The organism is Kocuria sp. KSNUG (assembly GCF_049532735.1).
In the GTDB taxonomy this organism is placed as follows: domain Bacteria; phylum Actinomycetota; class Actinomycetes; order Actinomycetales; family Micrococcaceae; genus Kocuria; species Kocuria rhizophila.
Window position 1 is genome coordinate 1,867,201 of record NZ_CP150981.1, and the last position, 24,434, is coordinate 1,891,634.

General features: G+C 70.6%; 19 protein-coding genes and 1 pseudogene. 7 read left to right on the forward strand and 13 right to left on the reverse strand.

Going from position 1 to position 24,434, the window contains the following annotated elements:
- Positions 1–26 precede the first annotated feature (26 nt).
- From tal to pgl, 5 genes and pseudogenes are all read left to right on the forward strand, one after another.
- Positions 27–1,133, forward strand: a complete 1,107-nt coding sequence (gene tal, locus AABM36_RS08080) for a transaldolase (RefSeq protein WP_019309170.1) — start codon at positions 27–29, stop codon at positions 1,131–1,133.
- Positions 1,134–1,257: 124 nt separating this feature from the next.
- Positions 1,258–2,862: a glucose-6-phosphate isomerase gene (locus tag AABM36_RS08085; RefSeq protein ID WP_144801655.1), complete on the forward strand. Its 1,605-nt coding sequence runs from the start codon at positions 1,258–1,260 to the stop codon at positions 2,860–2,862.
- Between the two features lie 36 nt (positions 2,863–2,898).
- The gene (zwf, locus tag AABM36_RS08090; RefSeq protein WP_019309168.1) at positions 2,899–4,437 is read left to right on the forward strand and encodes a glucose-6-phosphate dehydrogenase; all 1,539 of its coding nucleotides are present in this window, start codon (positions 2,899–2,901) and stop codon (positions 4,435–4,437) included.
- Positions 4,434–5,348: pseudogene (locus tag AABM36_RS08095) on the forward strand (glucose-6-phosphate dehydrogenase assembly protein OpcA); the annotation flags it as partial. The gene zwf and the pseudogene AABM36_RS08095, both read left to right, overlap by 4 nt.
- Before the next feature lie 191 nt (positions 5,349–5,539).
- On the forward strand, positions 5,540–6,331 hold the full coding sequence (gene pgl / locus AABM36_RS08100) for a 6-phosphogluconolactonase (RefSeq protein ID WP_019309166.1): 792 nt from the start codon (positions 5,540–5,542) through the stop codon (positions 6,329–6,331).
- Between the two features lie 306 nt (positions 6,332–6,637).
- Here pgl and secG read toward each other — a convergent pair whose 3' ends face one another.
- From secG to AABM36_RS08165, 13 genes are all read right to left on the reverse strand, one after another.
- Positions 6,638–6,892, reverse strand: a complete 255-nt coding sequence (gene secG / locus AABM36_RS08105) for a preprotein translocase subunit SecG (protein WP_029603109.1) — start codon at positions 6,890–6,892, stop codon at positions 6,638–6,640.
- Positions 6,893–7,088: 196 nt separating this feature from the next.
- Entirely contained in the window at positions 7,089–7,904 is an 816-nt protein-coding gene (gene tpiA, locus AABM36_RS08110) for a triose-phosphate isomerase (protein ID WP_019309164.1), read from the reverse strand.
- A 41-nt stretch (positions 7,905–7,945) separates the two neighbouring features.
- A complete protein-coding gene (locus AABM36_RS08115) occupies positions 7,946–9,169 on the reverse strand; it encodes a phosphoglycerate kinase (protein ID WP_081477402.1) in 1,224 nt (407 codons plus the stop codon).
- A gap of 88 nt (positions 9,170–9,257) precedes the next feature.
- Entirely contained in the window at positions 9,258–10,265 is a 1,008-nt protein-coding gene (gene gap, locus AABM36_RS08120) for a type I glyceraldehyde-3-phosphate dehydrogenase (protein WP_019309162.1), read from the reverse strand.
- Positions 10,266–10,502: 237 nt separating this feature from the next.
- A complete protein-coding gene (whiA, locus tag AABM36_RS08125; protein ID WP_019309161.1) occupies positions 10,503–11,492 on the reverse strand; it encodes a DNA-binding protein WhiA in 990 nt (329 codons plus the stop codon).
- 48 nt (positions 11,493–11,540) lie between these two features.
- Positions 11,541–12,614, reverse strand: a complete 1,074-nt coding sequence (locus tag AABM36_RS08130; protein WP_019309160.1) for a gluconeogenesis factor YvcK family protein — start codon at positions 12,612–12,614, stop codon at positions 11,541–11,543.
- A gap of 25 nt (positions 12,615–12,639) precedes the next feature.
- Positions 12,640–13,557, reverse strand: a complete 918-nt coding sequence (rapZ, locus tag AABM36_RS08135; RefSeq protein ID WP_019309159.1) for an RNase adapter RapZ — start codon at positions 13,555–13,557, stop codon at positions 12,640–12,642.
- 57 nt (positions 13,558–13,614) lie between these two features.
- Positions 13,615–15,681 (reverse strand): excinuclease ABC subunit UvrC, encoded by a 2,067-nt coding sequence (uvrC, locus tag AABM36_RS08140; RefSeq protein ID WP_144801660.1) that lies wholly within the window; start codon positions 15,679–15,681, stop codon positions 13,615–13,617.
- Complete coding sequence (locus AABM36_RS08145; protein WP_144801663.1) at positions 15,674–16,363, reverse strand: lysophospholipid acyltransferase family protein; 690 nt, start codon at positions 16,361–16,363, stop codon at positions 15,674–15,676. Before AABM36_RS08145 ends, uvrC begins: the two co-directional genes overlap by 8 nt.
- Positions 16,364–16,375: 12 nt before the next feature.
- On the reverse strand, positions 16,376–17,065 hold the full coding sequence (locus AABM36_RS08150) for an HAD hydrolase-like protein (protein ID WP_223110159.1): 690 nt from the start codon (positions 17,063–17,065) through the stop codon (positions 16,376–16,378).
- Positions 17,062–19,992 (reverse strand): excinuclease ABC subunit UvrA, encoded by a 2,931-nt coding sequence (uvrA, locus tag AABM36_RS08155; protein WP_375543623.1) that lies wholly within the window; start codon positions 19,990–19,992, stop codon positions 17,062–17,064. The genes AABM36_RS08150 and uvrA overlap by 4 nt, the downstream gene beginning before the upstream one ends.
- Positions 19,993–20,175: 183 nt before the next feature.
- Entirely contained in the window at positions 20,176–22,038 is a 1,863-nt protein-coding gene (locus AABM36_RS08160) for an MDR family MFS transporter (protein ID WP_259919772.1), read from the reverse strand.
- Positions 22,035–22,574: a MarR family winged helix-turn-helix transcriptional regulator gene (locus AABM36_RS08165; protein WP_019309153.1), complete on the reverse strand. Its 540-nt coding sequence runs from the start codon at positions 22,572–22,574 to the stop codon at positions 22,035–22,037. Before AABM36_RS08165 ends, AABM36_RS08160 begins: the two co-directional genes overlap by 4 nt.
- Before the next feature lie 176 nt (positions 22,575–22,750).
- Here AABM36_RS08165 and AABM36_RS08170 point away from each other — a divergent pair, with 176 nt between their 5' ends.
- Together AABM36_RS08170 and AABM36_RS08175 are read left to right on the forward strand one after the other, a co-directional pair.
- Positions 22,751–23,407 carry an MBL fold metallo-hydrolase gene (locus AABM36_RS08170; RefSeq protein ID WP_029603106.1) on the forward strand — a complete coding sequence of 219 codons (657 nt, stop codon included), beginning with the start codon at positions 22,751–22,753 and terminating at the stop codon, positions 23,405–23,407.
- Positions 23,404–24,408 carry a bile acid:sodium symporter family protein gene (locus AABM36_RS08175; protein WP_019309151.1) on the forward strand — a complete coding sequence of 335 codons (1,005 nt, stop codon included), beginning with the start codon at positions 23,404–23,406 and terminating at the stop codon, positions 24,406–24,408. Before AABM36_RS08170 ends, AABM36_RS08175 begins: the two co-directional genes overlap by 4 nt.
- Positions 24,409–24,434 lie beyond the last annotated feature (26 nt).

The following is a 24,434-nucleotide window of genomic DNA, read 5'->3' on the forward strand; positions in this document are numbered from 1 at the left end:
TTCCCACGCGACCGGAGGACACAGACATGACCACTCCCACTCAGAAGCTCTCGGACGCCGGCGTCTCCATCTGGCTGGACGACCTCTCCCGCCAGCGGCTCACGAGCGGCAACCTGCAAGAGCTGATCGACACCAAGAACGTGGTGGGCGTGACCACCAACCCCACGATCTTCGCGGCGGCCCTCGCCGACGGCGAGTCCTACCGCGAACAGGTGGCCGAGCTCGCCGCGGCCGGCACCTCGGTGGACGACGCCGTGTTCCGCATCACCACCGACGACGTCCGAGACGCGTGCGACCTCTTCGCGCCGATCGCCGAGGCCACGCAGGGCCAGGACGGGCGCGTGTCCATCGAGGTGGACCCGCGGCTCGCCCAGGACGCCGACGCGACCTCGACCATGGCACAGAAGCTCTCGCAGACGATCGACCGGCCGAACGCGCTCATCAAGATCCCGGCCACGGAGAAGGGCCTGCCCTCGATCGCGGCCACGATCGCCGAGGGCATCTCGGTCAACGTGACCCTGATCTTCTCGCTCGAGCGCTACCGCAACGTCATCAACGCCTACATGGAGGGGCTGGAGAAGGCTCTCGAGAACGGCAAGGACCTCTCCACCATCCACTCCGTGGCGTCCTTCTTCGTGTCCCGCGTGGACACGGAGATCGACAAGCGCCTGGACGCCGTTGGCTCTAGTGAAGCTGCGGCACTGAAGGGGAAGGCGGGGCTCGCCAACGCCCGTCTCGCCTACCAGGTCTACGAGCAGTCCCTGGACACGGAGCGCTGGAAGCGTCTCGCGGCCGCGGGCGCCAACCCTCAGCGCCCGCTGTGGGCCTCCACGGGAGTCAAGGACCCTGAGCTGCCCGACACCCTCTACGTGACCGAGCTGGTGGCGCCGAACACCGTGAACACCATGCCGGAGAAGACCCTGGACGCCACGTTCGATCACGCGGAGGTCACCGCGGACACCGTGACCGCCACGTACGAGGAGTCTTCCCGGATCCTCGACGAGATCGGCGCGCTGGGCGTCTCCTACCAGGAGGTCGTGGAGCAGCTGGAGACCGAGGGTCTCCAGAAGTTCGACGCCTCCTGGGACGAGCTGCTCGCCACCGTGCGCACCGCGCTCGACGACGCCCGCTGAGACCCTGCCCGGCCACCGCCGGGCCTGCCCGTGCGCCGCGTCCCGTCGGGTTCCCCGGCAGGGCGCGGCGCACGGTCCCACGATCCACCACACCGCCAGCTCGACCAGTCCGAGGAGGCTCCCCGTGAGCTCATTGTCATTGCAGGCCGCAGGATCCGCGCGCGACGCCGTGGACACCCACGTGCCCCGTCTCGTCGCCGACAACTTCGCCTCCAAGCTCTTCGCGCAGGATCCCACGCTGTGGGGTGCCGCGGCAGAAGAGGAGGCTGCGATCCGGCTGGGATGGACGGACGCCGCGACCGTCTCCCGTCCCCTGATCCCGGAGATCATGGAGCTGCGCGACGACTTCGCCCGCGAGGGCGTCACCCGATTCGTGCTCGCCGGCATGGGCGGCTCCTCGCTGGCCCCCGAGGTCATCACGCGCAGCGCCGGTGTGGAGCTGTTCGTGCTGGACTCCACCGATCCCGAGATGGTCTCCACGGCCCTCCAGGACCTCGAGCGCACCGCTCTGGTGGTCTCCTCGAAGTCGGGTTCCACCGTGGAGACGGACTCCGCCCGCCGCGTGTTCCTCGAGGCGTTCGAACGGGCCGGCATCGACGGCCCGTCGCGCGTCGTGGTGGTCACCGACCCGGGCTCCCCCATGGACTCGGCCTCGCGCGAGGCCGGCTACCGCAAGACCTTCAACGCCGATCCGAACGTGGGCGGCCGCTTCTCCGCGCTCACCGCCTTCGGACTGGTTCCCTCGGGGCTCGCCGGGGTGGACGTCGCCGCGCTGCTCGACGACGCCGAGGAGGCCGCCGAGATGCTGCGCGAGGACGACGAGAACAACATCGGCCTGCAGCTGGGCGCGGCGCTCGGCGGAACCGATCCGCTGCGCGACAAGATCGTCCTGGTGAACCAGGGCGCGCCGTTCGTGGGCTTTGCGGACTGGGCAGAGCAGCTGATCGCGGAGTCCACCGGCAAGTCGGGCACCGGTGTCCTGCCCGTGGTGGTGGACGAGTCCGCACCCGAGCTGACCTCCGGTGCGCAGGACGTGCTCGTGGTGTCCCTCGTGGACGAGGAGTCGGTGGAGACCGGCTCCGGTGACGGCGTGCGCGTGGCCGGTTCCCTCAGCGGGCTCATGCTGGCCTTCGAGGTGGCCACCGCCGTGGCCGGGCGCCTGCTCGGCATCGACCCCTACAACCAGCCGGACGTGGAGTCCGCCAAGGCCGCCACGCGCGAGCTGCTGGCCTCCTCCCCCGAGCCCTCCCCGGCCGTGGCCACGGATGGGAGCGTGGAGATTCGGGGCGACGAGTCCCTGCTACACGGCGCCACCACCGTGCAGGACGCGCTCACGGCACTGCTCGAGCAGCTCCCCGAGGACGGCTACGTCAGCGTCCAGGCCTACTTCGACCGGCTGCACTGGACGCAGCTCGAGGCGATCCGTGACCAGCTGGCCCGGCACACCGGCCGTCCCGTGACGTTCGGCTGGGGTCCCCGCTTCCTGCACTCCACCGGGCAGTACCACAAGGGCGGGCCCGCCCAGGGCGTGTACCTGCAGATCACGGCGGCCACCGACACGGACGTGGACATCCCCGGGATCCCCTTCACGTTCGGAGAGCTCATCAGCGCCCAGGCGGACGGGGACGCGGCCGTGCTGGGCGAGCACGACCGCCCTGTCCTTCGCTTGCGTCTCACCGACCGCGCGGCGGGAGTGGCCCAGCTGCTCGAGGCGGCGTCCGCCCTCTGAGATCCGCCACCCACCAGCGACCGGACAGGAAGTCCCGTGCCCGACACCAAGAATCCCAACCCCCTGCGGGACCCGCGCGACCGGCGGCTCACGCGCGTGGCGGCGCCGTCGGCCCTCGTGCTGTTCGGCGTGACCGGCGATCTCGCCAAGAAGAAGCTGCTGCCCGCGATGTACGACCTCGCGAACCGCAGCCTGCTGCCCCCGGCGTTCTCGCTCGTGGGCTTCGGGCGGCGGGACTGGGACGACGCCCAGTTCGCGGAGTACGTCAAGGAGAACGTCACGCAGCACGCCCGCACGCCGTACAACGAGGACCTGTGGAACCAGTTCGCCTCCGGCCTGCGGTTCGTGCAGGGTGAGTTCGACGACGATGACGCCTACGACCGTCTCGCGCAGACCCTCGAGGAGCTGGACCGGGACCGGGGCACCCGCGGCAACCACGCGTTCTACCTCTCGATCCCGCCCAAGGCCTTCGAGACGGTGTGCCAGCAGCTCGCGGACCGCGACCTCGCGGACAGCGAGAACAGCACGGGCTGGCGCCGTGTGGTCATCGAGAAGCCGTTCGGCCACGACCTCGAGTCAGCGCGCGAGCTCAACGCGATCGTGGAGCGCGTGTTCCGCGCGGACAGCGTCTTCCGCATCGACCACTACCTGGGCAAGGAGACGGTGCAGAACATCCTGGCGCTGCGCTTCGCCAACCAGATGTTCGAGCCGCTGTGGGACGCCCGTTCCGTGGACCACGTGCAGATCACCATGGCCGAGGAGATCGGGATCGGTTCCCGTGCGGGGTACTACGACGGCGTGGGTGCGGCCCGGGACGTGATCCAGAACCACCTGCTCCAGCTGCTCGCCCTGACCGCCATGGAGGAGCCCGCCTCGTTCAGCGCCAGCCACCTGAGGCGGGAGAAGGCCAAGGTGCTGGAGTCGGTGGTGCTGCCCGAGGACCTCGGCGAGCACTCGGCCCTGGGCCAGTACACCTCGGGGCTGCAGGGCGGGGAGTTCGTCAAGGGCTTCCACGAGGAGTCGGACATCCCGGCGGACTCGCGGACGGAGACGTTCGCTGCCCTGCGCGTGGACATCAACAACCGGCGCTGGGCCGGGGTGCCCTTCTACCTGCGGGCCGGCAAACGGCTGGGCCGCAGGGTCACGGAGATCGCCGTGGCGTTCAAGAAGTCCCCCAACCTGCTGTTCCGTGACACGGACCACGAGGAGTTCGGTCAGAACGCCATCGTGATCAGGATCCAGCCGGACGAGGGCGTGACCATCCGCTTCGGCTCCAAGGTCCCCGGCACGCAGTCGGAGATCCGGGACGTGACCATGGACTTCGGCTACGGCCACGCGTTCACGGAGTCCAGCCCCGAGGCCTACGAACGGCTGATCTTCGACGTCCTGCTCGGGGAGCCGCCGCTGTTCCCCGACCACTCGGAGGTGGAGCAGTCCTGGAAGATCCTGGACCCCTTCGAGCAGTACTGGAGCGAGCACCGGGTGACCCCCGAGCCGTACGAACCGGGCTCCTGGGGTCCCGCATCGGCGCACGAGCTCATGGCTCGTGACGGACGCGTCTGGAGGCGACCGTGATAGTTGACATGGAAAACACCACCGCTGCGAGCATCGAGAAGAAGCTCAACGAGCTGCGGGACGAGAACGGCGTGGTGACCCTCGGGCGCGTGCTCACCCTCGTGATCCTGGCGCAGGCGGGGCACTCGGAGATGGCCATCGAGGCGGCCAACTACGCGAGCCACGAGCACCCGTGCCGGATCATCGTGCACGTGGCGCACTCCCCCTCGGACGAGACACGGCTGGACGCCCAGCTGCGCATGGGCGGTGACGCCGGTGCCTCGGAGGTCATCCTCATGCACGGCTACGGCGAGCTCGCGGAGCCCACGGAGACCCTGGTCTCCGCCCTGCTGCTGCCCGACGCCCCGATCGTCGCGTGGTGGCCGCACGACTTCCCGGCGAACCCGAGCGGCAGCTCGATCGGGCGGATCGCCCACCGCCGCATCACGGACTCGTCCCGGGCCGACGAGCCGTTCGAGTCGCTCGAGCAGCTGTCCCGGCAGTACACCCCCGGGGACACGGATCTCGCGTGGACGCGCATCACCAACTGGCGCGTCCAACTCGCCGCCGTGCTCGACCAGGTGGGCCCCGTGGACGTGCGGGAGATCATCCTCGAGGGCGCCGCGGTGGCCCCGTCCATGGTGCTGCTCGGTGTGTGGCTCTCGTGCCGGCTGGACGCGCCCGCCACGATCGTGAGCGACGACTCCCGCCGTGCCCTCGACCGGGTGTGCCTGGTCACCGAGCACGGGCCCGTGGAGCTCGACCGCCCGGGGCGCACCGTGGCCGTGCTGACCCAGCCGGGTCAGCCGCAGCAGCAGATCGCCATGCCCGTCCGCGACCTGAACGCGTGCCTGGCCGAGGAGCTACGCCGCCTGGACGCGGACGAGATCTACGGAGAGGTCATCACCCAGGGCCTGTCCAGGGCACGGATCACCACGCGCTCGTCGGACGAGCCCGGCGCGGAGGACCCGCTCGACGAGGCCATGGCCGGGGCGGACGACACCGGCGAATCGGCCACGGTTCCGGACGAGACCGACGGCGCGCCCGCGACGTCGGCGCCGGGGACCTCGCCCGCCGGGGACCCCGGGTCAGGAACCCGGTCCACAGGCGCGGGGGAACGGTCGTGAGCGCGCACGACCGGCCAGTCCCCCGGCTCGTGCCCCACGCGGACGACGACCGTCTGGCCGAGGACACCGCCCGACGGATCCTGGAGGTGCTGGAACGGGCCCAGGACGAGCGGGGTGAGGCAACGATCGCCCTGACGGGCGGAAGCATGGGCACCCGGGTGATCCGGGAGGTTGCCACGCACCCGGACGCCCAGCTCGTCGACTGGTCACGCGTGAACGTGTGGTGGTCGGACGAGCGTTTCCTGCCGGGCGCCGATCCCGAGCGCAACGGCGTGCAGGCCGCCGACGCGTGGAACGAGTCCCTCGCGCTGACGTGGGACCGTGTCCACCCAGTGGCCGGAGCAGACGAGATCGACACGGTGGATGCCGCGGCCGCGGACTACCGGGACGAGCTGGCGGCGGCAGCCGCCGCGGAGGACTCGCCCACCGGGCTGCCGCACGTCGACCTCGCGCTGCTGAGCCTGGGCCCGGACACCCACGTGGCATCCCTGTTCCCCGGACGGCAGGACGTGCTGCGCCACGACGAACCGGTGTTCGCCGTGAAGGACTCCCCCAAGCCCCCGCCCGAGCGGGTGACCATGTCGATGGCCACCATCAACTCGGCGGACCGTGTGTGGCTCCTCGTCTCCGGTGCCGCCAAGGCGGACGCGCTCGCGCACATCCGCCGCGAGACCTCGCCGGTGGCCGCGCCCGGGAGCGCTGTGCGGGGCGTGCACGAGACCCTGTGGCTGGTCACCGAGGACGCGCTGCCCGGTGTCCCGCAGGATCCTGCGGAGGACATCGGCTGACTGTGCAGGCGGCTCCGACGACCGGCGGCGGCTGGCCAGGCCAGTGCACCGCCGCAGCTCGTCACCCGCAGTCCGTGTCCCCCACGTCGTCACTCCCCGGCCGTGCGGAACATAGCGGGGTGCAGTCCGTGCTGCGCCAGTCCTGACGCCCGGGCCGTGAGGCGCAGAACCCCCGAGCACGACGAAGGCCCGGACCTCAGGTCCGGGCCTTCGTCACGAGTAAGTTCACCTCGACCGCGGTGCCGGGTTGTTCCACCCCGGGGCGCCGGCGTGGCCGACTGCCGACCCGCGTGCGGTGCCCCGGGCTCAGGCGGCCGGAGGGCCGAACCGCAGCACGAGCGCGTAGCACACGATAGCCAGTGCCCACACGACGGCGAGTACCGTGGTGATGCGCACCACGTTTTTCTGAGCGGCACCCGAGGTGTTGAGGGACTGTGTCATGCCGCCACCGAACATGTCGGAGAGTCCACCGCCCTTGCCCTTGTTGAGCAGGACGAACATGATGCACAGGATGCTGGTCACCACGATGACGACCTGCAGGGCGATCTGGAGGATCTCCACGAATTGCCTCACTTCACGATGGCTGGGACTGCTGCGCGGGTGCCACGGCGGCCGCGTGAGCGGCCTCCGGCCCGGGGCACGGACGCAGGTTCTCGGGACAGTTTACAGGCGGACACTGGAAAACCACTCGCGCGAGCACGAGGGGTCCCGAACCGGACCCGGGAAGAGCTCCCTCCCGGGTCCGGCCGTGCACCGGTCAGCCGGTGACCAGGTGCTGCTCGAAGCGCGCGATCTTGGCGAACTCCTCCGCGTCGAGGCTCGCGCCGCCCACCAGGGCACCGTCCACATCCGCGCCGGAGAGGATGGCCGCCACGTTGGAGGACTTGACCGATCCCCCGTACAGGATGCGCGTGGCGTCGGAGAAGCCCTTGCTGTGCAGCGAGGTCAGCTCGTCACGGATGGCGTGGCACATCTCCTGCGCGTCCTCCGGCCCGGCCACTTCCCCGGTGCCGATGGCCCACACGGGCTCGTACGCCACCACAAGGCCATCGAGCTCACCCTCCGAGAGCTCGGCAAGGCTCCCGCGCAGCTGCTCGAGGGTGTAGGACACGTGGTTGCCGGCCTGGCGCTCCTCGAGGCCCTCCCCCACGCACAGCACCGGGGTCAGCCCGTGGCGGATGGCCGCGCGGACCTTGTCCCGGCAGGTCTCGTCCGACTCCTCGTGGATGGCCCGGCGCTCCGAGTGGCCCACGAGGGCGTAGGTGCACCCGAGCTTGGCCAGGAACTGCCCGGAGACGTCACCCGTGTAGGCGCCAGAGTCCTGGTCCGAGAGGTCCTGGGCACCGTAGCGGACCTGCAGCCCGTCCCCCTCCACCACGGACTGCACCGAGCGCAGGTCCGTGAAGGGCGGGAACACCGCCACCTCCACGCGCGAGAAGTCGTGCTTGGCGTCCTTGAGCGTCCAGGCGAGCTTCTGCAGCAGGGCGATGCCCTGCGTGTGGTCCATGTTCATCTTCCAGTTGCCCGCAATCAGGGGCGTGCGGTCGAAAGCACCGTTGGTCTGCGTGGTCATGCTGGTTCTCCTTCGCTGTGGGACGGATCGCCGAGGGGTGCTCAGGCTCCGAGCGCGACGACGCCCGGCAGCTCCTTGCCCTCGATGAACTCCAGGGAGGCGCCGCCCCCGGTGGAGATGTGACCGAACTGCTCGTCCCGGTACCCCAGGTTGCGCACGGCGGAGGCGGAGTCGCCGCCGCCGATCACGCTCATGGCGTCCGAGGTGGCCAGCGCCTCGGCCACGGCCTTGGTGCCACCGGCGAACGCCGCCATCTCGAACACGCCCACGGGGCCGTTCCAGAACACGGTCCTGGCCTGCCCGATCCGCTCTGCGAAGAGCTTGGCGGACTCGGGCCCGATGTCCAGACCCAGTCCGGAGTCGCCGATCGAGCCACCCTCGATGTCCGCCACGGGCCGCACCTCGTGCTCGGCGTCCTCGGCGAAGCGGGAGGCGTAGACGACGTCGACCGGCAGCACGATCTCGGTGCCCGCGCTCTCGGCCCGGTCCAGGTAGCCCTTGACCGTCTCGATCTGGTCCTTCTCCAGCAGGGAGGACCCCACGGCGTGGCCCTGGGCGGCAAGGAACGTGAACACCATGCCGCCGCCGATCAGCAGGGAGTCCGCCTTGCCGATGAGGTTGTCGATCACCGCGAGCTTGTCGGAGACCTTGGAACCGCCCATGACCACCACGAACGGGCGCTCGGGATCGGAGATCACCTTGCTCAGCACGTCCACCTCGGTCTTGACGAGGTCACCCAGGTAGCCCGGGAGCTTCTGCGCGATGTCGTACACGGACGCGTGCTTGCGGTGCACCGCCCCGAAGGCGTCGTCCACGTAGGCGCCGTTCTCACCGGTCAGGGCCGCGAGCTCGGCCGCGAACTCGCCCCGCTCGGCGTCGTCCTTGGAGGTCTCGCGGGGATCGTAGCGGACGTTCTCCAGCACGAGGATCTGACCGTCCTGCAACGCCTCCGCTTTGGCCCGGGCGTCCTCGCCCACCACGTCGGCGGCCACCAGAACCGGCGTCTTGGAGAGCTCCGCCAGACGGTCCGCGGCCGGCTTGATCGAGTACTTGGGGTCCACGGTGCCCTTGGGCCGGCCGAGGTGGGCCGTGACGATGACCCGCGCCCCGGCGTCGGCGAGCTTCTCCAGCACCGGCAGCGACGCCCGCACGCGACCGTCGTCCGTCACGGTGGAGCCGTCCAGCGGGACGTTGAGGTCCGAACGCACCAGGACGCGGCGACCCGCGACCCCCTCCGCAATGAGATCGTCCAAAGACTTGGCCATGTCTGTCATCCCTTTCCCTGTGGTGAACGCTTGCTGACGACAATGGCGCCGGCACCCTCGGGGCACCGGCGCCACTGAGCGGTCTGTCTCAGAGCTTATCGGCCACGTAGGACACGAAGTCCACGAGGCGGATGGTGTAGCCCCACTCGTTGTCGTACCACGCGATGACCTTGACCTGGTTGTCGATCACCTTGGTCAGCGGCGCGTCGAACACCGTGGAGACGTCGTAGCCCTCGATGTCCTTGGACACCAGCGCTTCCTCGGAGTACTCGATGATGCCCTGGAAGGGGCCCTCCGCGGCCTTCTTGACGGCGGCGTTGACGGACTCGACCGTGACGTCCTCGCGGACGTCCACGGTGAGGTCCACGAGCGAGCCCGTGGGGACCGGGACGCGCACGGCGAAGCCGTCCAGCTTGCCCTTGAGCTCCGGGAGCACGAGGCCCACGGCCGCAGCGGCACCGGTGGTGGTGGGGATCATGCTCAGGGCGGCGGCACGGGCGCGGCGCAGGTCCTTGTGGGGGGCGTCGTGCAGGCGCTGGTCACCCGTGTAGGCGTGGATGGTGGTCATCAGGCCGCGCTCGATGCCGAACTCGTCGTTGATGACCTTGGCCAGCGGGGCCAGGCAGTTGGTGGTGCAGGACGCCGCGGACACCAGGTTCATGGTGGCGGGATCGTAGCTCTCGTGGTTCACGCCGTACACGAAGGTGCCGTCCACCTCCTTGCCCGGGGCGGAGAGGACGACCTTCTTGGCGCCGGCGTCCAGGTGGGCCTGCATCTTGGGGCCGGTGGTGAACTTGCCCGTGGACTCGACCACGATGTCCACCCCGAGCTCACCCCACGGCAGCTTGGAGGGATCGGCCTCGGCGAAGAACTTCACCTGGTGGCCGTCCACCGACATGACGTCACCGTCCAGGGTGACCTTGGAGCCCAGCCGACCCATGACGGAGTCGAACTCGAACAGGTGCTTCAAGGTCTCCGGGGCGGTGAGGTCGTTCACGGCCACCAGCTCGATGTCGTGGCCGTGGTGGGTGTACAGGGCCCGCGCGAAGCAACGGCCGATGCGTCCGAATCCGTTGATGGCAACCTTGACTGTCACTGCGTTCTCCTCTGCGTGTGGGTGTGCGGCGGACGGTGATCGCCTGGATGTGGGATCAAAACCATTCGGCATGATTCCCACACCCGGAGTGCTCGGCGACCAACGGACCCACCTGCTCTTCCGTGTCCATTCTAGCGCGTCCGGCGTCGCGAGGACAGTGCTGCGGGGACCGACGCGCCACTTGTTCGCAAACCCCACATGAACCAACATTCACTGCGGGGTCACGGGCGGCTGGTACTATCCGCGCCGCCGCTCCCCGCCCGCCTGGGCCGCGAACTCCGTGGTGGTGGCCACGCCGAGCTCCTCCGCGCGGCGGTCGGCCATGGCCAGCAGCCGGCGGATCCGGCCCGCGATCGCGTCCTTGGTCAGCGGCGGGTCCGACAGCCGGCCCAGCTCGTCCAGGCTCGCCTGCTTGTTGGCCACGCGCAGCCGCCCGGCCGCGCGCAGGTGCTCGGGGGCGTCGTCGCCCAGGATGTCGAGGGCGCGCTCCACCTTGGCTCCCGCCGTGACGGCGGCCTGCGCGGAACGCCGCAGGTTGGCGTCGTCGAAGTTCGCGAGCCGGTTGGCCGTGGCCCGCACCTCCTTGCGCATGCGCCGGTCCTCCCACTGGAGCAGCGCGCGGTGGGCGCCCAGGCGCGTGAGCAGCGCGGCGATCGTGTCGCCGTCGCGCACGACGACGCGGTCCACGCCGCGCACCTGCCGCGCCTTGGCGAGGACGTCCAGACGGCGCGCGGAGCCCACGAGCGCGAGGGCCGCCTCCGGTCCCGGGCACGTGAACTCCATGGCGGCCGCGCGACCGGGCTCCGTGAGGGAGCCGTGCGCCAGGAACGCGCCGCGGATCACGGCCGCGGACTCCTCCACGCTGCCGTTGACCACCGTGGGGGGCAGCCCGCGCACGGGCCGGCCGTGGGCGTCCAGCAGTCCGGTGCGCCGGGCGAGGGCCTCGCCGTCGCGGGCGACCCGCACCACCCAGGTGCGGTCCCGGCGCAGACCGCCGCCGCTGATCACCCCGAGCTCGCAGTCGTGGCCGAAGACCTCCCCCACCGTGCGTGCTGCGCGGCGTGCCACGGACTCCGTGTCCAGCTCCGCCTCCACCACGATTCGCCCGCCCACGATGTGCAGCCCGCCCGCGAAGCGCAGCAGGGCCGACAGCTCCGCCGCGCGCACCGCGGACTTGCGCACCTGCAGGTGGGCGAGTTCTTCCTTGACCGAGGCGGTCAATGCCATAGACGTCGATCTCCTTGTCGTGCTCGGGCGGGGCCGGGGCTGCCCCGGTCAGTGCTCCGCGTTCATGATCTGCTGGTAGGCCGCGGCCAGTTTGAAGGGGTTGTGCACCGAGCCGCCGTCCTTGTCCCGGAGGGAGTCCCAGTGCACCACCGCGCCGAGCTGCGCCGCGGCGGCCTCCACGTCCTTGGGGGACTCGGCCGCGGACGGGTCCGCGAGCACCACGTCCAGGCGCAGCTCCGGGGCGTAGCGTTTGAGGACCCGCAGCTGGTCCCCCGAGCCCATGCTGAGGGTCTCCGAGTCGCGGGAGAGGTTGAGCGTGACTAGCCGTTTGGCGGGAGAAGCACAGATGGCATCCCGCAGCTGAGGCAGCAGCAGGTGCGGAAGCACGGACGTGTGCCACGAGCCGGGGCCGAGCACCACCCAGGCCGCCTCCTCGATCGCGGTGACGGCCTCCGGGCACGCCTCGGCGTCTGCCGGGCAGAGCCGCACGTTGCACACGTCCGCCTCCTTGGCGAGGCGCGCCTGCCCCGTGACCGTGCGCGTGACGGCCTCGGGCGGGCAGGCAACCGTGGGGCTGCTGCCCGGGGAGACGTCCCCCTCGATCACGAGCGGAGTGCAGCTCATGGGCAGCACCTGACCGCGTGCCCCGAGCAGGGCCCCCGCCCAGCGCAGTCCCTCCACGGGGTCTCCCAGCAGCTCCCACAGGGTCACGATCAGCAGGTTGCCCAGCGCGTGGTTGTCCAGTCCCTCGTCCGGGTGCCCCTCGATGCTGAAGCGGTGCTGCATCACGTCGCTCCAGGTGCGGCCCCACTGGGAGTCGTCGCACAGGGCCGCCAGCGCCATCCGCAGATCGCCCGGCGGCAGCACGCCGAGGTCGTTGCGCAGCCGACCGGACGACCCGCCGTCGTCCGCGACCGTGACCACGGCGGTCAGGGCGGGGGCCAGCAGCCGCAGCGCGGAGAGGCTCGCGGAGAGCCCGTGGCCGCCGCCGAGGGCCACCACCGAGTCCGCGTCGGTCAGGGCGTCCCGGGCGGAGGGGTCCAGGGAGTGGTAGGGGTCCACGTCACGCCGGCTGCTCAGTGGCAGCCGGGGCAGGGCACCCGTGGTGGGAAGTGAACTCATCGATTCCGTCATGTCTGGGGGCAGGCTACTCGCGGCCCATGTCCCGGTGCTGGATGTTGACGGTCACCCGGGGCGACTTGCTGAGCCGCCGAGCGACCTCCTCGGTGATGGCCACGGAGCGGTGCTTGCCGCCCGTGCACCCGATGGCGATGGTGGCGTAGTGCTTGCTCTCGTTGCGGTATCCGGCGAAGACCGGTTCGAGCATGGACACGAAGCGGTCCACGAACGTCCGGGCGCCGTCGTTGCCGAACACGTAGTCCCGCACCTCCGGGTCCTTGCCCGTGCGCGGGCGCAGGGCGGGCACCCAGTGCGGGTTGGGGATGAAGCGGACGTCCGCCACGTAGTTGGCGTCCGCCGGCACGCCGTACTTGAAGCCGAAGCTCATCACGGTGAGGCGCAGCACCACGGGCCCGCTCGTGGAGAACATGTCCGCCACGGCCTTGGTCAGGGCGTGGACGTTGAAGGACGTGGTGTCCAGCACGGAGTCCGCGGTCTCGCGCAGATCACGCAGCAGCTCCCGCTCCGCCTTGATGCCGTCCAGGATCCGCCCGCCGGCCTGCAGCGGGTGCGGGCGGCGCTGGAGCTCGTAGCGGGACACCAGGACCTCGTCCGAGGCCTCCAGGAACAGCACCGAGAAGTCCACGCCCGAGGTCTCCAGGGCGGCCAGCGTCTCGCGCATGTCGTTGAACAGGGCCTTGCCTCGCACGTCGATCACCACGGCGAGCTTGGGCAGCGTCTGCGGGGTGCGGGAGGCCAGGTCCGCCAGGGTCCCCAGCATCTGCGGCGGCAGGTTGTCCACCACGTACCACCCGAGGTCTTCCAGGGCATGGGCCGCGGTGGAGCGGCCGGCACCGGACATCCCCGTGACGATCAGCAGCTCGGCCGTGGGGGGCTTCACCGGCTCCAGCGCGGGGGCCGAGGCATCCGGGGGTGGGGTGCTCATGGGGTGACGGACCGCCTGATCTGCCGACTGCAAGGTTCCCCTCCAGGGTAGACCAGATCAGTCGAGCAGTTCGCCCGTCTCCGTGTCGACCGCGGGCCCGGACGACGCCGCCGCCTGCCCTCCCAGGGCCTGCGCCACCTTGACGGCCAGTGCCGGTCCCACGCCCTTGACCGCGAGCATGTCCTCCGGTGCGGCGGCCCGCAGCTTCTTGACGGAGCCGAAGTGCTTGAGCAGCGCCTTCTGCTTGGCGGGGCCCAGTCCGGGGATCTCGTCCAGCGCGGAGACCGTCATGGCCTTGGAGCGCTTCTGCCGGTGGAAGGTGATGGCGAAGCGGTGGGCCTCGTCCCGGATGCGCTGCATGAGAAACAGGCCCTCGGAGGCGCGGGGCAGGATCACGGGGAACTCGTCGTCCGGGATCCAGACCTCCTCAAGGCGCTTGGCCAAGCCCACCACGTGGACGTCCGTGACGCCGAGGTCGTCCAGTGCACGCTGCGCGGCGGCAACCTGGGGAGGGCCGCCGTCCACCACCACCAGGTTGGGCGGGTACGCGAACGCGCGGGACGTGGGCTCCTCCTCCTGGGCGTCCACCTCCCCCGTGCTCACGCCCTTCTCCGCCGCACGCTTCTGCTGCTCCACGTGGCGGGAGAAGCGCCGGTGGATCACGTCGTACATGGAGGCTGTGTCGTCCCGGGCGGCGTCCCCGGTGATCGAGAACTTGCGGTACTCGGACTTGCGCGGCAGCCCGTCCTCGAACACCACCATGGACGCCACCACGTTGGTGCCCTGCACGTGGGAGATGTCGTAGCACTCGATGCGCATGAGGGCGTCCGGGAGGTCCAGGGCCTCCTGCAGCTGCTGCAGGGACGCCGAGCGCGTGGTCAGGTCCCCGGCCCGGCGGGACTTGTGCAGGGTCAGCGCCTGCCGGGCGTTCTCCGCGACCGTCTCGAGCAGCTGCGCCTTGTCCCCGCGCTGCGGGCGCTGCACCGTGACCTGGGAGCCGCGCAGCTCGCTGAGCCACCCGGCGATCTCGTCCGCCTCGTCCGGCTCCACGCTCACGTGGACAGCGCGCGGGACGGTGTCCTGGCGGTACGCGAGCTCCGAGGTGCGCCGGTGCTGGCCCACCACGTCCTCGCTGCCCTGCCGCGCGCCCCGTCTGCGGCCCGACGCCGCCGGGGCCAGTTCCGAGTGCACCTCGCCGTAGACCTGCCGCAGCAGGTGGGTCATCAGCTGGGGGGTGGTGACGTCCTCCACCTTCTCCGTGATCCAGCCGCGCTGGCCCCGGATGCGTCCCCCGCGGACGTGGAACACCTGCACGGCGGCCTCCAGCTCGTCCTCCGCGATCGCGAAGAAGTCCGCGTCCGTGGAGTCGGGCAGCACCACCGTGTTGCGCTCGAACACCCGCTCGAGCGCCCCGATGTCGTCGCGGCGCGCCGCGGCGGTCTCGAAGTCCATGGCCTCGGCGGCCTCGTTCATCTGACGGGTGAGCTCCCGGATGTACGGCTTGGCGTGCCCGGCCATGAAGCGGCAAAGGTCGTCCGCCAGGGCCCGGTGGTCCTCCTGGGAGATCTCGCCCACGCACGGCGCGGAGCACTTGTCGATGTAGCCCAGCAGGCACGGCCGGCCGCTGCGCTCGGCACGCTGGTACACGCCCTTGGTGCACGTGCGCACGGGGAACACCCGCAGCAGGGCGTCGAGGGAGTCACGGATGGCCCACGCCTGGGAGTACGGGCCGAAGTAGCGGTTGCCGGGCTTCTTCTCCCCGCGTGTCACCATGGCGCGCGGCACGTCCTCGGACATGGTGACCGCAAGGTACGGATAGGACTTGTCGTCCCGGTAGGCGATGTTGAACCGCGGGGCGAACTCCTTGATCCACGTGTACTCGAGCTGCAGGGACTCGAACTCGGAGCCCACCACGGTCCACTGCACCGCTGCGGCCGTGGTGACCATGGCGCGGGTCTTGGGGGCGAGCTGGTGCAGCGGCGCGAAGTAGGAGGACAGCCTGTTGCGCAGGTTCTTGGCCTTGCCCACGTAGATCACACGGCCGTGCTCGTCGCGGAAGCGGTACACCCCCGGATTGGTGGGGATGTCCTGGCGCGCCGGCCGGTAGCTGGCCGGGTCAGCCACGCCCCAGGTCCCTCCCCGCGGACGGCGAGACGTTGTACACGTCCTTGCGGGGCTGGCCGGAGAGCTCCGCGATCGTGTCCATGACCTGCGCCACGAGCTCCTTGCGCATTCTGCCCGTCTGCTGCTCCCCCGCGTGGGCCACCGTGATGGGTTCGCCCACGTGCATCTCGAACTTGGCGGGGCGGATCATCGTGGCGCCCGGCGGCTGCAGCCGCTGGGTCCCGATCATCCCCACGGGGACCACGGGGGCGCCCGTGAGGTAGGCCAGGTACGCCACCCCGGAGTGGCCGCGGTACAGGTAGCCGTCCCGCGAGCGGGTGCCCTCGGGGTAGATGCCGAAGACCTTGCCCTCCCGCAGGTGCTCCACGGCGGGCTGCAGGGCCGCCACGGACTCGCTCTGCTGGCCGCGGGCCACGGGGATGATGTCGATGAACTCGAAGGCCTCGCGCATCAGCCTCCCCTTGATCCCGGGGCTGTTGACGTACTCCGCCTTGGCGATGAACTTCACGCGACGCGGCATGAACGCCGAGATGATGACCGAGTCGAGGAAGGTGAGGTGGTTGGACGCGATGATCACGGGGCCGGTCTCGGGCAGCCGGTCCAGGCCGGTGACCACGGGGCGGCACAGGACACGCAGGGCCCGCGCCACCGTGGCCTTGGTCAGGTCGTACTTGGTGATCATTGCCCGTGCTCCCTAGAGGTCCGTGTACCGACTGAGCAAGTGTGCCAAATCACCGGGCTCCCGGGCGAGCGCGGCACACCCCGTGTCCAGCTCGCCGGGCTGCGCGAAACCCCACCCCGCGCCGAGGCAGTCGATGCCGTGGCTGCGCGCGCCATCGGCGTCGTAGCTGCGGTCGCCGATCATGACCGTGCGCGCCGGATCCGGCGGCAGGGCACCCAGCCGGCGCAGGGCCTCGCCCACGATGGCGGGCTTGTCGTGCATCTGCCCGGCACCGCTCGTGGGCGGGGCGAGGTCGTCCGAGGCGCCGCTCACGGTCTCGAAGTACTCCCCCAACCCGAACCTGGACACGACCTCCACCGCGATGTGCTCCGGCTTCTGGGTCGCCACGGCCTGGCGCACCCCGCTCGCGTGCAGCGACTGCAGGATCTCCCCGATCCCCGGATAGATGCGCGTCCGTTCGAGCCCCTCCGTGAGGTAGCCGGAACGGTAGACGGAGACCACCTGGGGGATCTGCTCCTCGGGGACGTCCGTGAAGCGCCGCAGCGACTCCCCGATGGGCGGGCCCACGAACCGCTCCAGGTTCTCGGGCGCCTCGAAGCCGCACGCCCACAGTGCCTCGGCGATGCCCTCCGTGATGGCGCCGGCCGGGTCCAGGACCGTTCCGTCCAGGTCCCACAGCACCACGGGACGCTGACCGCTCACGACGACGCCCCGTGGGCCCCGCCCTGCCCCGTGGCGGCCGCCGCGGGTTCCGGGGAGCCGGCCCGGTGGGCGCTCTCGCGGGCCGCCGAGTTCTCCAGCACCTCGCGCAGGAACTGCCCGGTGAAGCTGTCCTCGTTCTCGGCCACCTCCTCCGGGGTGCCCTGCGCCACCACGGTGCCGCCCCCGGAACCGCCGTTCGGTCCGAGGTCCACGATCCAGTCCGCGGACTTCACCACGTCCAGGTTGTGCTCGATGGTCATCACGCTGTTGCCCTTGTCCACGAGGCTCTGCAGCACCTTCAGCAGCTTGCGGATGTCCTCGAAGTGCAGCCCCGTGGTGGGCTCGTCCAGCACGTAGATGGTGCGGCCGTTGGAGCGCTTCTGCAGCTCGGCGGCGAGCTTCACGCGCTGCGCCTCACCGCCGGAGAGCGTGGTGGCGGGCTGGCCGAGGCGCACGTAGCCCAGACCCACCTCCACGAGGGTGTTGAGGTAGCGCGCGATGGCGGTGAAGGGCGCGAAGAACTCCGCGGCCTCCTCGATGGGCATGTCGAGCACCTCGGCGATGTTCTTGCCCTTGTAGTGCACCTCCAGGGTCTCCCGGTTGTACCGCGCGCCCTTGCACACCTCGCAGGGCACGTAGACGTCCGGGAGGAAGTTCATCTCGATCTTCAGGGTGCCGTCCCCGGAGCACGCCTCGCAGCGCCCGCCCTTGACGTTGAAGGAGAAGCGGCCCTGCTGGTAGCCGCGCACCTTGGCCTCCTGGGTCTCCGCGAACAGCTTGCGGATCCGGTCGAACACCCCGGTGTAGGTGGCGGGGTTGGAGCGCGGGGTGCGCCCGATCGGGCTCTGGTCCACGTGCACCACCTTGTCCAGGTGCTCCAGGCCGTCGATGCGCCGGTGCCGCCCGGGCACCTGCTTGGCGCCGTTGAGCTGGTTGGCCAGGCTGGTGTAGAGGATGTCGTTGACCAGCGTGGACTTGCCGGACCCGGAGACTCCGGTGACCGCCACGAAGACGCCCAGGGGGAAGTCCACCGTGAGGTTCTGGAGGTTGTTCTCCTTGGCCCCCACCACGGTGAGCTGCCGCTTGCGGTCCACCGGACGACGCCGTGCGGGCACCTCGATCAGCGACCGGCCGGTGAGGTAGTCCGCAGTGATCGACTTCCGGTTCTCGAGCAGCTGCTCGTAGGTCCCGGAGTGCACCACGTCACCGCCGTGGATGCCCGCACCCGGGCCCACGTCCACGATCCAGTCGGCCTCGCGCATGGTGTCCTCGTCGTGCTCGACCACGATGAGCGTGTTCCCCATGTCCCGCAGCCGCAGCAGGGTGTCGATGAGGCGGCGGTTGTCACGCTGGTGCAGACCGATCGAGGGCTCGTCCAGGACGTAGAGCACGCCCACGAGTCCCGCACCGATCTGCGTGGCCAGGCGGATGCGCTGCGCCTCGCCGCCGGACAGCGTGGCCGCCGCGCGCTCGAGGTTGAGGTAGTCGAGCCCCACGTCGATCAGGAACGTGAGGCGCGCGACGATCTCCTTGAGCACCTGGTCGCCGATCTGCGCGTCACGGTCGCTGAGCTCGAGCTCCTCGAAGAACGTGAGCGACTCCCGCATGGGCAGCCGGGTGGCCTCCGCGATGTTCTTCCCGCCCACGGTCACGCCCAGAATGGTGGGATTCAGCCGGGCACCGCCGCACGCCGGGCACGCCACCTGGCGCATGTACTGCTCGTAGCGGTCCTTGGCGTGGTCGGACTCGGTCTCCTCGTGCTTGCGCTTGATGTAGCCGTACACGCCCTCGAAGCCCTGCGAGTACTTGCGCTCGCGGCCCCACCGGTTGCGGTAGGCCACGGTGACCTTGTGGTCCTTGCCCTCGAGCACGGCCTTGCGGGCCTTGGCGGGGAGGTCCTTCCACGGTGTGACCATGTCGAAGCCCACCTCCTTGCCGAGGCCGGCGAGCAGCCGGTTCCAGTACTCGCTCGTGGCCTTGCCGAGGGACCACGGGGCAATGGCGCCCTCCACGAGGGAGAGATCCGGGTTGGGCACCACGAGGTCCTCGTCCACCTCGAGCCGCGAGCCGATGCCGTCACACTCGGGGCACGCACCGAAGGGCGCGTTGAAGGAGAACGAGCGGGGCTCGATCTCGTCCGTCTGCAGCTCGTGCTCGTTGGGGCACGCGAGGTTCTCGGAAAACGTGCGCCGCACGTCCTGCCACGGGGACTCCTCCCCCTCGCGGGTCACGAGCTCCACGACCACGCGGCCGTCCGCGAGGTTGAGCGCGGTCTCCACGGAGTCCGTGAGCCGCTGGCGGGCATCCGGCTTGGCGGTGAGGCGGTCCACCACCACGTCGATGGTGTGCTTGTACTGCTTCTTGAGCTTGGGGGCGTCCTCGAGCTGCACGGTCTCGCCGTCCACGACGGCGCGCGCGTAGCCCTGCTGGCTCAGCTGCTGGAAGAGGTCCTGGAACTCGCCCTTGCGGCCCTTGACCACGGGCGCCAGCACCATGAAGCGGGTGCGCTCCGGCAGCTCAAGCAGCTGGTCCACGATCTGCTGGGGGGTCTGCCGGGTGATGGGCTCGCCGCACACCGGGCAGTGGGCCCGGCCGATGCGGGCCCAGAGCAGGCGCATGTAGTCGTAGATCTCGGTGATGGTGCCCACCGTGGAGCGCGGGTTGCGGGACGTGGACTTCTGGTCGATCGACACCGCCGGGGACAGCCCCTCGATGAAGTCGACGTCCGGCTTGTCCACCCGGCCCAGGAACATGCGGGCGTAGGAGGACAGGGACTCCACGTAGCGCCGCTGACCCTCCGCGAAGATGGTGTCGAACGCGAGGGAGGACTTCCCGGATCCGGACAGACCCGTGAACACCACCATGGAGTCACGCGGAATGGTGAGGTCCACGTTCTTGAGGTTGTGCTCGCGGGCACCCTGGACCACGATCTCCGTGAGGTCGGAGACCCCTGAGGCGCGGGTGGCGGGGGCGTGCTCGTGCGCGGTCCGTTCCGCGAGAACGGACGTGGAGGGGCGTTCGCTGGACGTTTCGTGGGTTCGCTCTGACACGGCTGCAACTCTAGTACCCGGCCCCGACACGGCAGCAGCCGCCCGGCCCCGGGTGCGGGTTCACGCGCGGTGGCGAGCTCGGCCCGAAGGCCGGCCGGCGGCGTCGTCGGCCACCCCGCCCTGCGCGTGACGCCCGGGGCCCGAGCGCTCCGGCGCCGAGTTCTCCACGGCCGCGGCCTCCGCGGTCGACGCCGCCCGGGCCGCCTGCGCGGGGTCCGTGCCCTGCTCGCCGCGGCCGCGGCGCAGACCCGTGGCGTCCGGGTCGATCACGGGGATCTGCCCCGTCTCCGCACGCTGCATGCGCAGCCCGGCGGCCTCCACCGGGTCCACCTGCCGGGTCACCACGGTGATCTCGCCCGTGTCCGGGTCCACCTCGGCCACGTCCACGGTGGTGCGCAGCGGAACCTCCTTCATGAGGAGCACGCACAGCAGGGTCACGAGCGAGGCGACGCCCGCCACCAGGAACAGCAGCCCGGTGCCTGTGCCGTACGCCTCGCGCACGGCCTCGAGGGCGGCCGGGGGCAGACCCGCGAAGTCGATCGACGCGGCGTCGGGCGCGGCCGAGGCGTCCATGCCGTGCTCGGCGGCGAAGCTGGCCATCTCCGTGGTGAGGTGGCGCGTGAGCAGCGCACCGAACAGCGAGACGGCCACGGCACCGCCCACGGTGCGGAAGAAGGCCACCGCGGAGGATGCGGAGCCCATGTCCTTGAGACCCACGGTGTTCTGCACGGCGAGCACGAGGTTCTGGTTGAGCGTGCCCACACCCAGGCCCACCAGGCAGATGTAGACGCCCACGAGCCACGCGGGGGTGGTGTGGGTCAGCTGCGAGCCGAGGAACAGACCCACGGCCAGGACCACGGCGCCGATCACCAGGATCCGCTTCCACCGTCCGAAGCGGGAGATCAGCTGCCCGGCGACCATCGAGCCCAGGAAGGACCCCACGACCTGCGGGAGCATGAGCAGACCCGACTCGGTGGGGCTGTACCCCTGGCCGAGCTGGAAGTACTGGCCCAGGTACGTGGTGGAGGCGAACATCGCGGCACCCGTGGCGATCGCCGCGATGATCGCGAGCACCGTGGTGCGCTCCGTGATCACGTGCAGCGGCATGGTGGGTTCGCTCGCGCGGCGCTCGACCGCCACGAACGCGACAGCGCCCAGCACCGCCACGACAGCCAGGAGGACGGACTCCCACGAGCCCCAGTCGAAGAGCTTCCCGGCGAACGAGACCCACAGCAGCAGCGCGGACGTGGCCACGGCGAGCAGCCCCATGCCCAGGAAGTCCACCTGGGGCGTGCGGTCCCGGGTGACCTCGGGCAGGTGCAGGGTCTTCACGATCAGGATGGCCGCGAGGATGGACAGGGGAACCGGGATGAGGAAGCACCACCGCCACCCGAAGGCGTCCACGATGAGCCCGCCCAGCAGCGGACCCACGGACGTGGCCACGGCCATGACGGCGCCCATGTACCCGGCGTAGCGACCGCGCTCACGCGGCGGGATGATGGTGCCCAGGATGGTCTGGGCCAGAGCCATCAGCCCACCCATCCCCACACCCTGGATCACACGGGCCACCACGAGCATGCCGATGCTCGGTGCCAGACCCGCCGCGCCGGAGCCGATCACGAAGATCACGATGGCCATCAGCAGGAGCTTCTTCTTGTCGAAGAGATCCGCGAGCTTGCCCCACATGGGCGTGGTGACCGCGTTGGCCAGCAGGGTTCCGGTCACCGTCCAGGACAGCGCCGTCTGGTCCCCGCCCAGGTCCGCCATGATCACGGGCAGGGCGGTGCCGATGATCGTCAGCGTGACCATGGCCATGAAGAAGGCGGACAGGATGCCGGTCAGCGCCCGCAGGACGTCTCGGTGCTCCTGCTGGCTCGTGCGTGCCGGGCGCGTGCTGCGCGCGGTGTCGTGGGGTGGCGTCACGGGGTGGGCTCCTCTCCGCACCCGGTGCCGCGGGGCGCGCTGGTCTGTGGGGTTCGGGGGCGGTCGGACCACGGCGGCGAGGTCATCCGGGACATCCCGAGCGAGTCGAGGAACAGCTCGGTGATCCGGTTCAGGGACGCGCTCGCGCGCGCCGCCTCCTCCTCGCTGAGGTCCCCGAGGCGCGACACGAGGTTCTCCGCGTCCGCCCGCAGGTTGGTGTCCAGCGCGTGCCGGCCCGCCTCCGTGATGGACACGATCTGCGCGCGTCCGTCCTCGGGGTCCGGAGCGCGGGACACGAGGCCGAGCTGCTCGAGCGTGGCGAGGTGTCGGCTCAGCCCCGAGGCGCCGAGCGTTGACTCCGCCACGATGTCCTTGGCGCGCCGTCCGGGCACGCAGCTGAGCAGCGTGAGGATGTTGGTCTGCACCACGCTCAGCCCCCGGTGGGCCTCTGTGGCCTTGACCACCCTTCGGGTGGCCCGCTGCAGCTCCAGCAGGTCGCGGACCAGGTCCTCGGCGGTTTTGTGCGAGACGCCCATGCCTGTCCCCTCCGGGAGTTGGCCGGTGGGCGCACCACTCCCCGTCAATTATTTGCTTCACGCAACTATATATATTCCGCCGCATGCTGTCCACCGCGTTCCCCATCTCCCCCGGGCGGCCTCCCAGGCCCCCGTGGTATTCGCCCGCACCGCTCCCGGCGCCTACACTCGTGGGCATGATCGCCACGCAGACCGAGGTCATCGAACTCGCCCGGATCACCGTCCGCCGCATCTCGGTGAGCGAGATGGACAACAACGTCTACCTGCTCACCTCCAAGTCCGAGGGCACGCAGGTGCTCATCGACGCCGCCGACGACGCCCGTGCGATCGCGGGCATGGTCGCCGCCGGCTCCGGGGACTGCTCGGACTGGGGCAACTTGCAGCTGATTGTCACCACGCACTCGCACTGGGACCACGTGCGCGCCCTGGAGAGCGTGGCCACCCACGCCGAGGCCATGACCGCGTGCGGCGCCGCGGACGAGGCCGACATCGCCGTGCCCATGGACCTCACCTTCGAGAACGGGGACACCGCCGAGCTGGACGGCATCGAGCTGGAGGTTCTCGAGCTGCGCGGGCACACCCCCGGCTCGATCGCCCTGGTCTACCGGGATCCCGAGGGCCCCGCCCACATCTTCACGGGGGACTCCCTGTTCCCCGGCGGGCTGGGGAAGACGAACTCCCCCGAGGACTTCCGTCAGCTCTTCCGGGACGTCACCGAGCGCATCTTCGACCGGTTCGACGACGACACTGTGATCCACCCGGGCCACGGCGAGCCCACCACCCTGGGCGCCGAGCGGCCGCACCTGCGGGAGTGGGAAGAGCGCGGCTGGTGAGCTCACCCGCCTCGCCCGCGGATGCCACCGGGCACGACGCCGCCGCGCAGTCCTCCGCGGACCGCGCCGCCTACGTGGCGGTGCTGGTGTTCCCCCTGCTCGTGCTCGCGGGCGGACTGGGCGGGTACCTGTTCGCACCGACCGTCCACCAGGCCGCGAGCTGGACCAACCCCCTGCTCGGACTCGTGATGTTCGGGATGGGGCTCACCCTGCGCCCCGCGGACTTCGCGCTGGTGGCCAGGCGGCCGGTGCCGGTCGTGCTGGGGGTCCTGGCGCAGTACGTGCTCATGCCCGGGATCGCCGTGCTCGTCACGTGGGCCCTGCAGCTGCCGCCCGAGATCGCGGCCGGGGTCATCCTGGTGGGATGCGCGCCCGGGGGCACCGCCTCCAACGTGGTGTCCTACCTGGCCCGCGGGGACGTGGCGGTGTCCGTGACCATGACGTCGATCTCCACCCTGCTGGCTCCACTGCTCACTCCCCTGCTGACGCTGTGGCTCGCCGGCGCGTACATGCCGCTGAACGGGGCCGACATGGCCCGCTCCATTGCCGTGGTGGTGCTGCTGCCCGTGCTCGCCGGCCTGGTGGTGCGTCTCCTCCTGCCCCGGGTGATCACCCGGCTGCTGCCCGTGCTGCCGTGGCTCTCAGTGCTCGCGATCTCGGTGATCGTGGCCATCGTGGTCTCCGGCTCTGCGGAGAAGATTCTGCAGGCGGGACTGCTCGTCCTGGTGGCGGTGGCGGTGCACAACGCGCTGGGCATGGCACTCGGCTGGCTCGTGGGGCGTCTGACCGGACAGCCCGCGGCCGTCCGACGCACCACCGCGATCGAGGTGGGCATGCAGAACTCGGGGCTCGCCGCGGGGCTGGCCGCCCAGTACATGTCCCCGCTCGCCGCTCTGCCCGGTGCGGTGTTCTCGGTCTGGCACAACCTCTCCGGGGCCGTGTTCGCGCTGCTGTGCCGCCGCGCGGATGCGAAGGCCGCGCGCGGCGTCGTCGTGGACTGACGCGCCCCGTGTGGGTGTCCCCGGCG

Excerpts from the sequence above, each read along its gene's own strand:
- tal (WP_019309170.1), top strand. The coding sequence starts at position 27 with ATGACCACTCCCACTCAGAAGCTCTCGGACGCCGGCGTCTCCATCTGG.
- tpiA (WP_019309164.1), bottom strand. The coding sequence starts at position 7,904 with ATGACCACGCAGACCAACGGTGCTTTCGACCGCACGCCCCTGATTGCG.
- AABM36_RS08115 (WP_081477402.1), bottom strand. The coding sequence starts at position 9,169 with ATGGCCAAGTCTTTGGACGATCTCATTGCGGAGGGGGTCGCGGGTCGC.
- whiA (WP_019309161.1), bottom strand. The coding sequence starts at position 11,492 with ATGGCATTGACCGCCTCGGTCAAGGAAGAACTCGCCCACCTGCAGGTG.
- AABM36_RS08130 (WP_019309160.1), bottom strand. The coding sequence starts at position 12,614 with ATGAGTTCACTTCCCACCACGGGTGCCCTGCCCCGGCTGCCACTGAGC.
- rapZ (WP_019309159.1), bottom strand. The coding sequence starts at position 13,557 with ATGAGCACCCCACCCCCGGATGCCTCGGCCCCCGCGCTGGAGCCGGTG.
- AABM36_RS08145 (WP_144801663.1), bottom strand. The coding sequence starts at position 16,363 with ATGATCACCAAGTACGACCTGACCAAGGCCACGGTGGCGCGGGCCCTG.
- AABM36_RS08165 (WP_019309153.1), bottom strand. The coding sequence starts at position 22,574 with ATGGGCGTCTCGCACAAAACCGCCGAGGACCTGGTCCGCGACCTGCTG.
- AABM36_RS08170 (WP_029603106.1), top strand. The coding sequence starts at position 22,751 with ATGATCGCCACGCAGACCGAGGTCATCGAACTCGCCCGGATCACCGTC.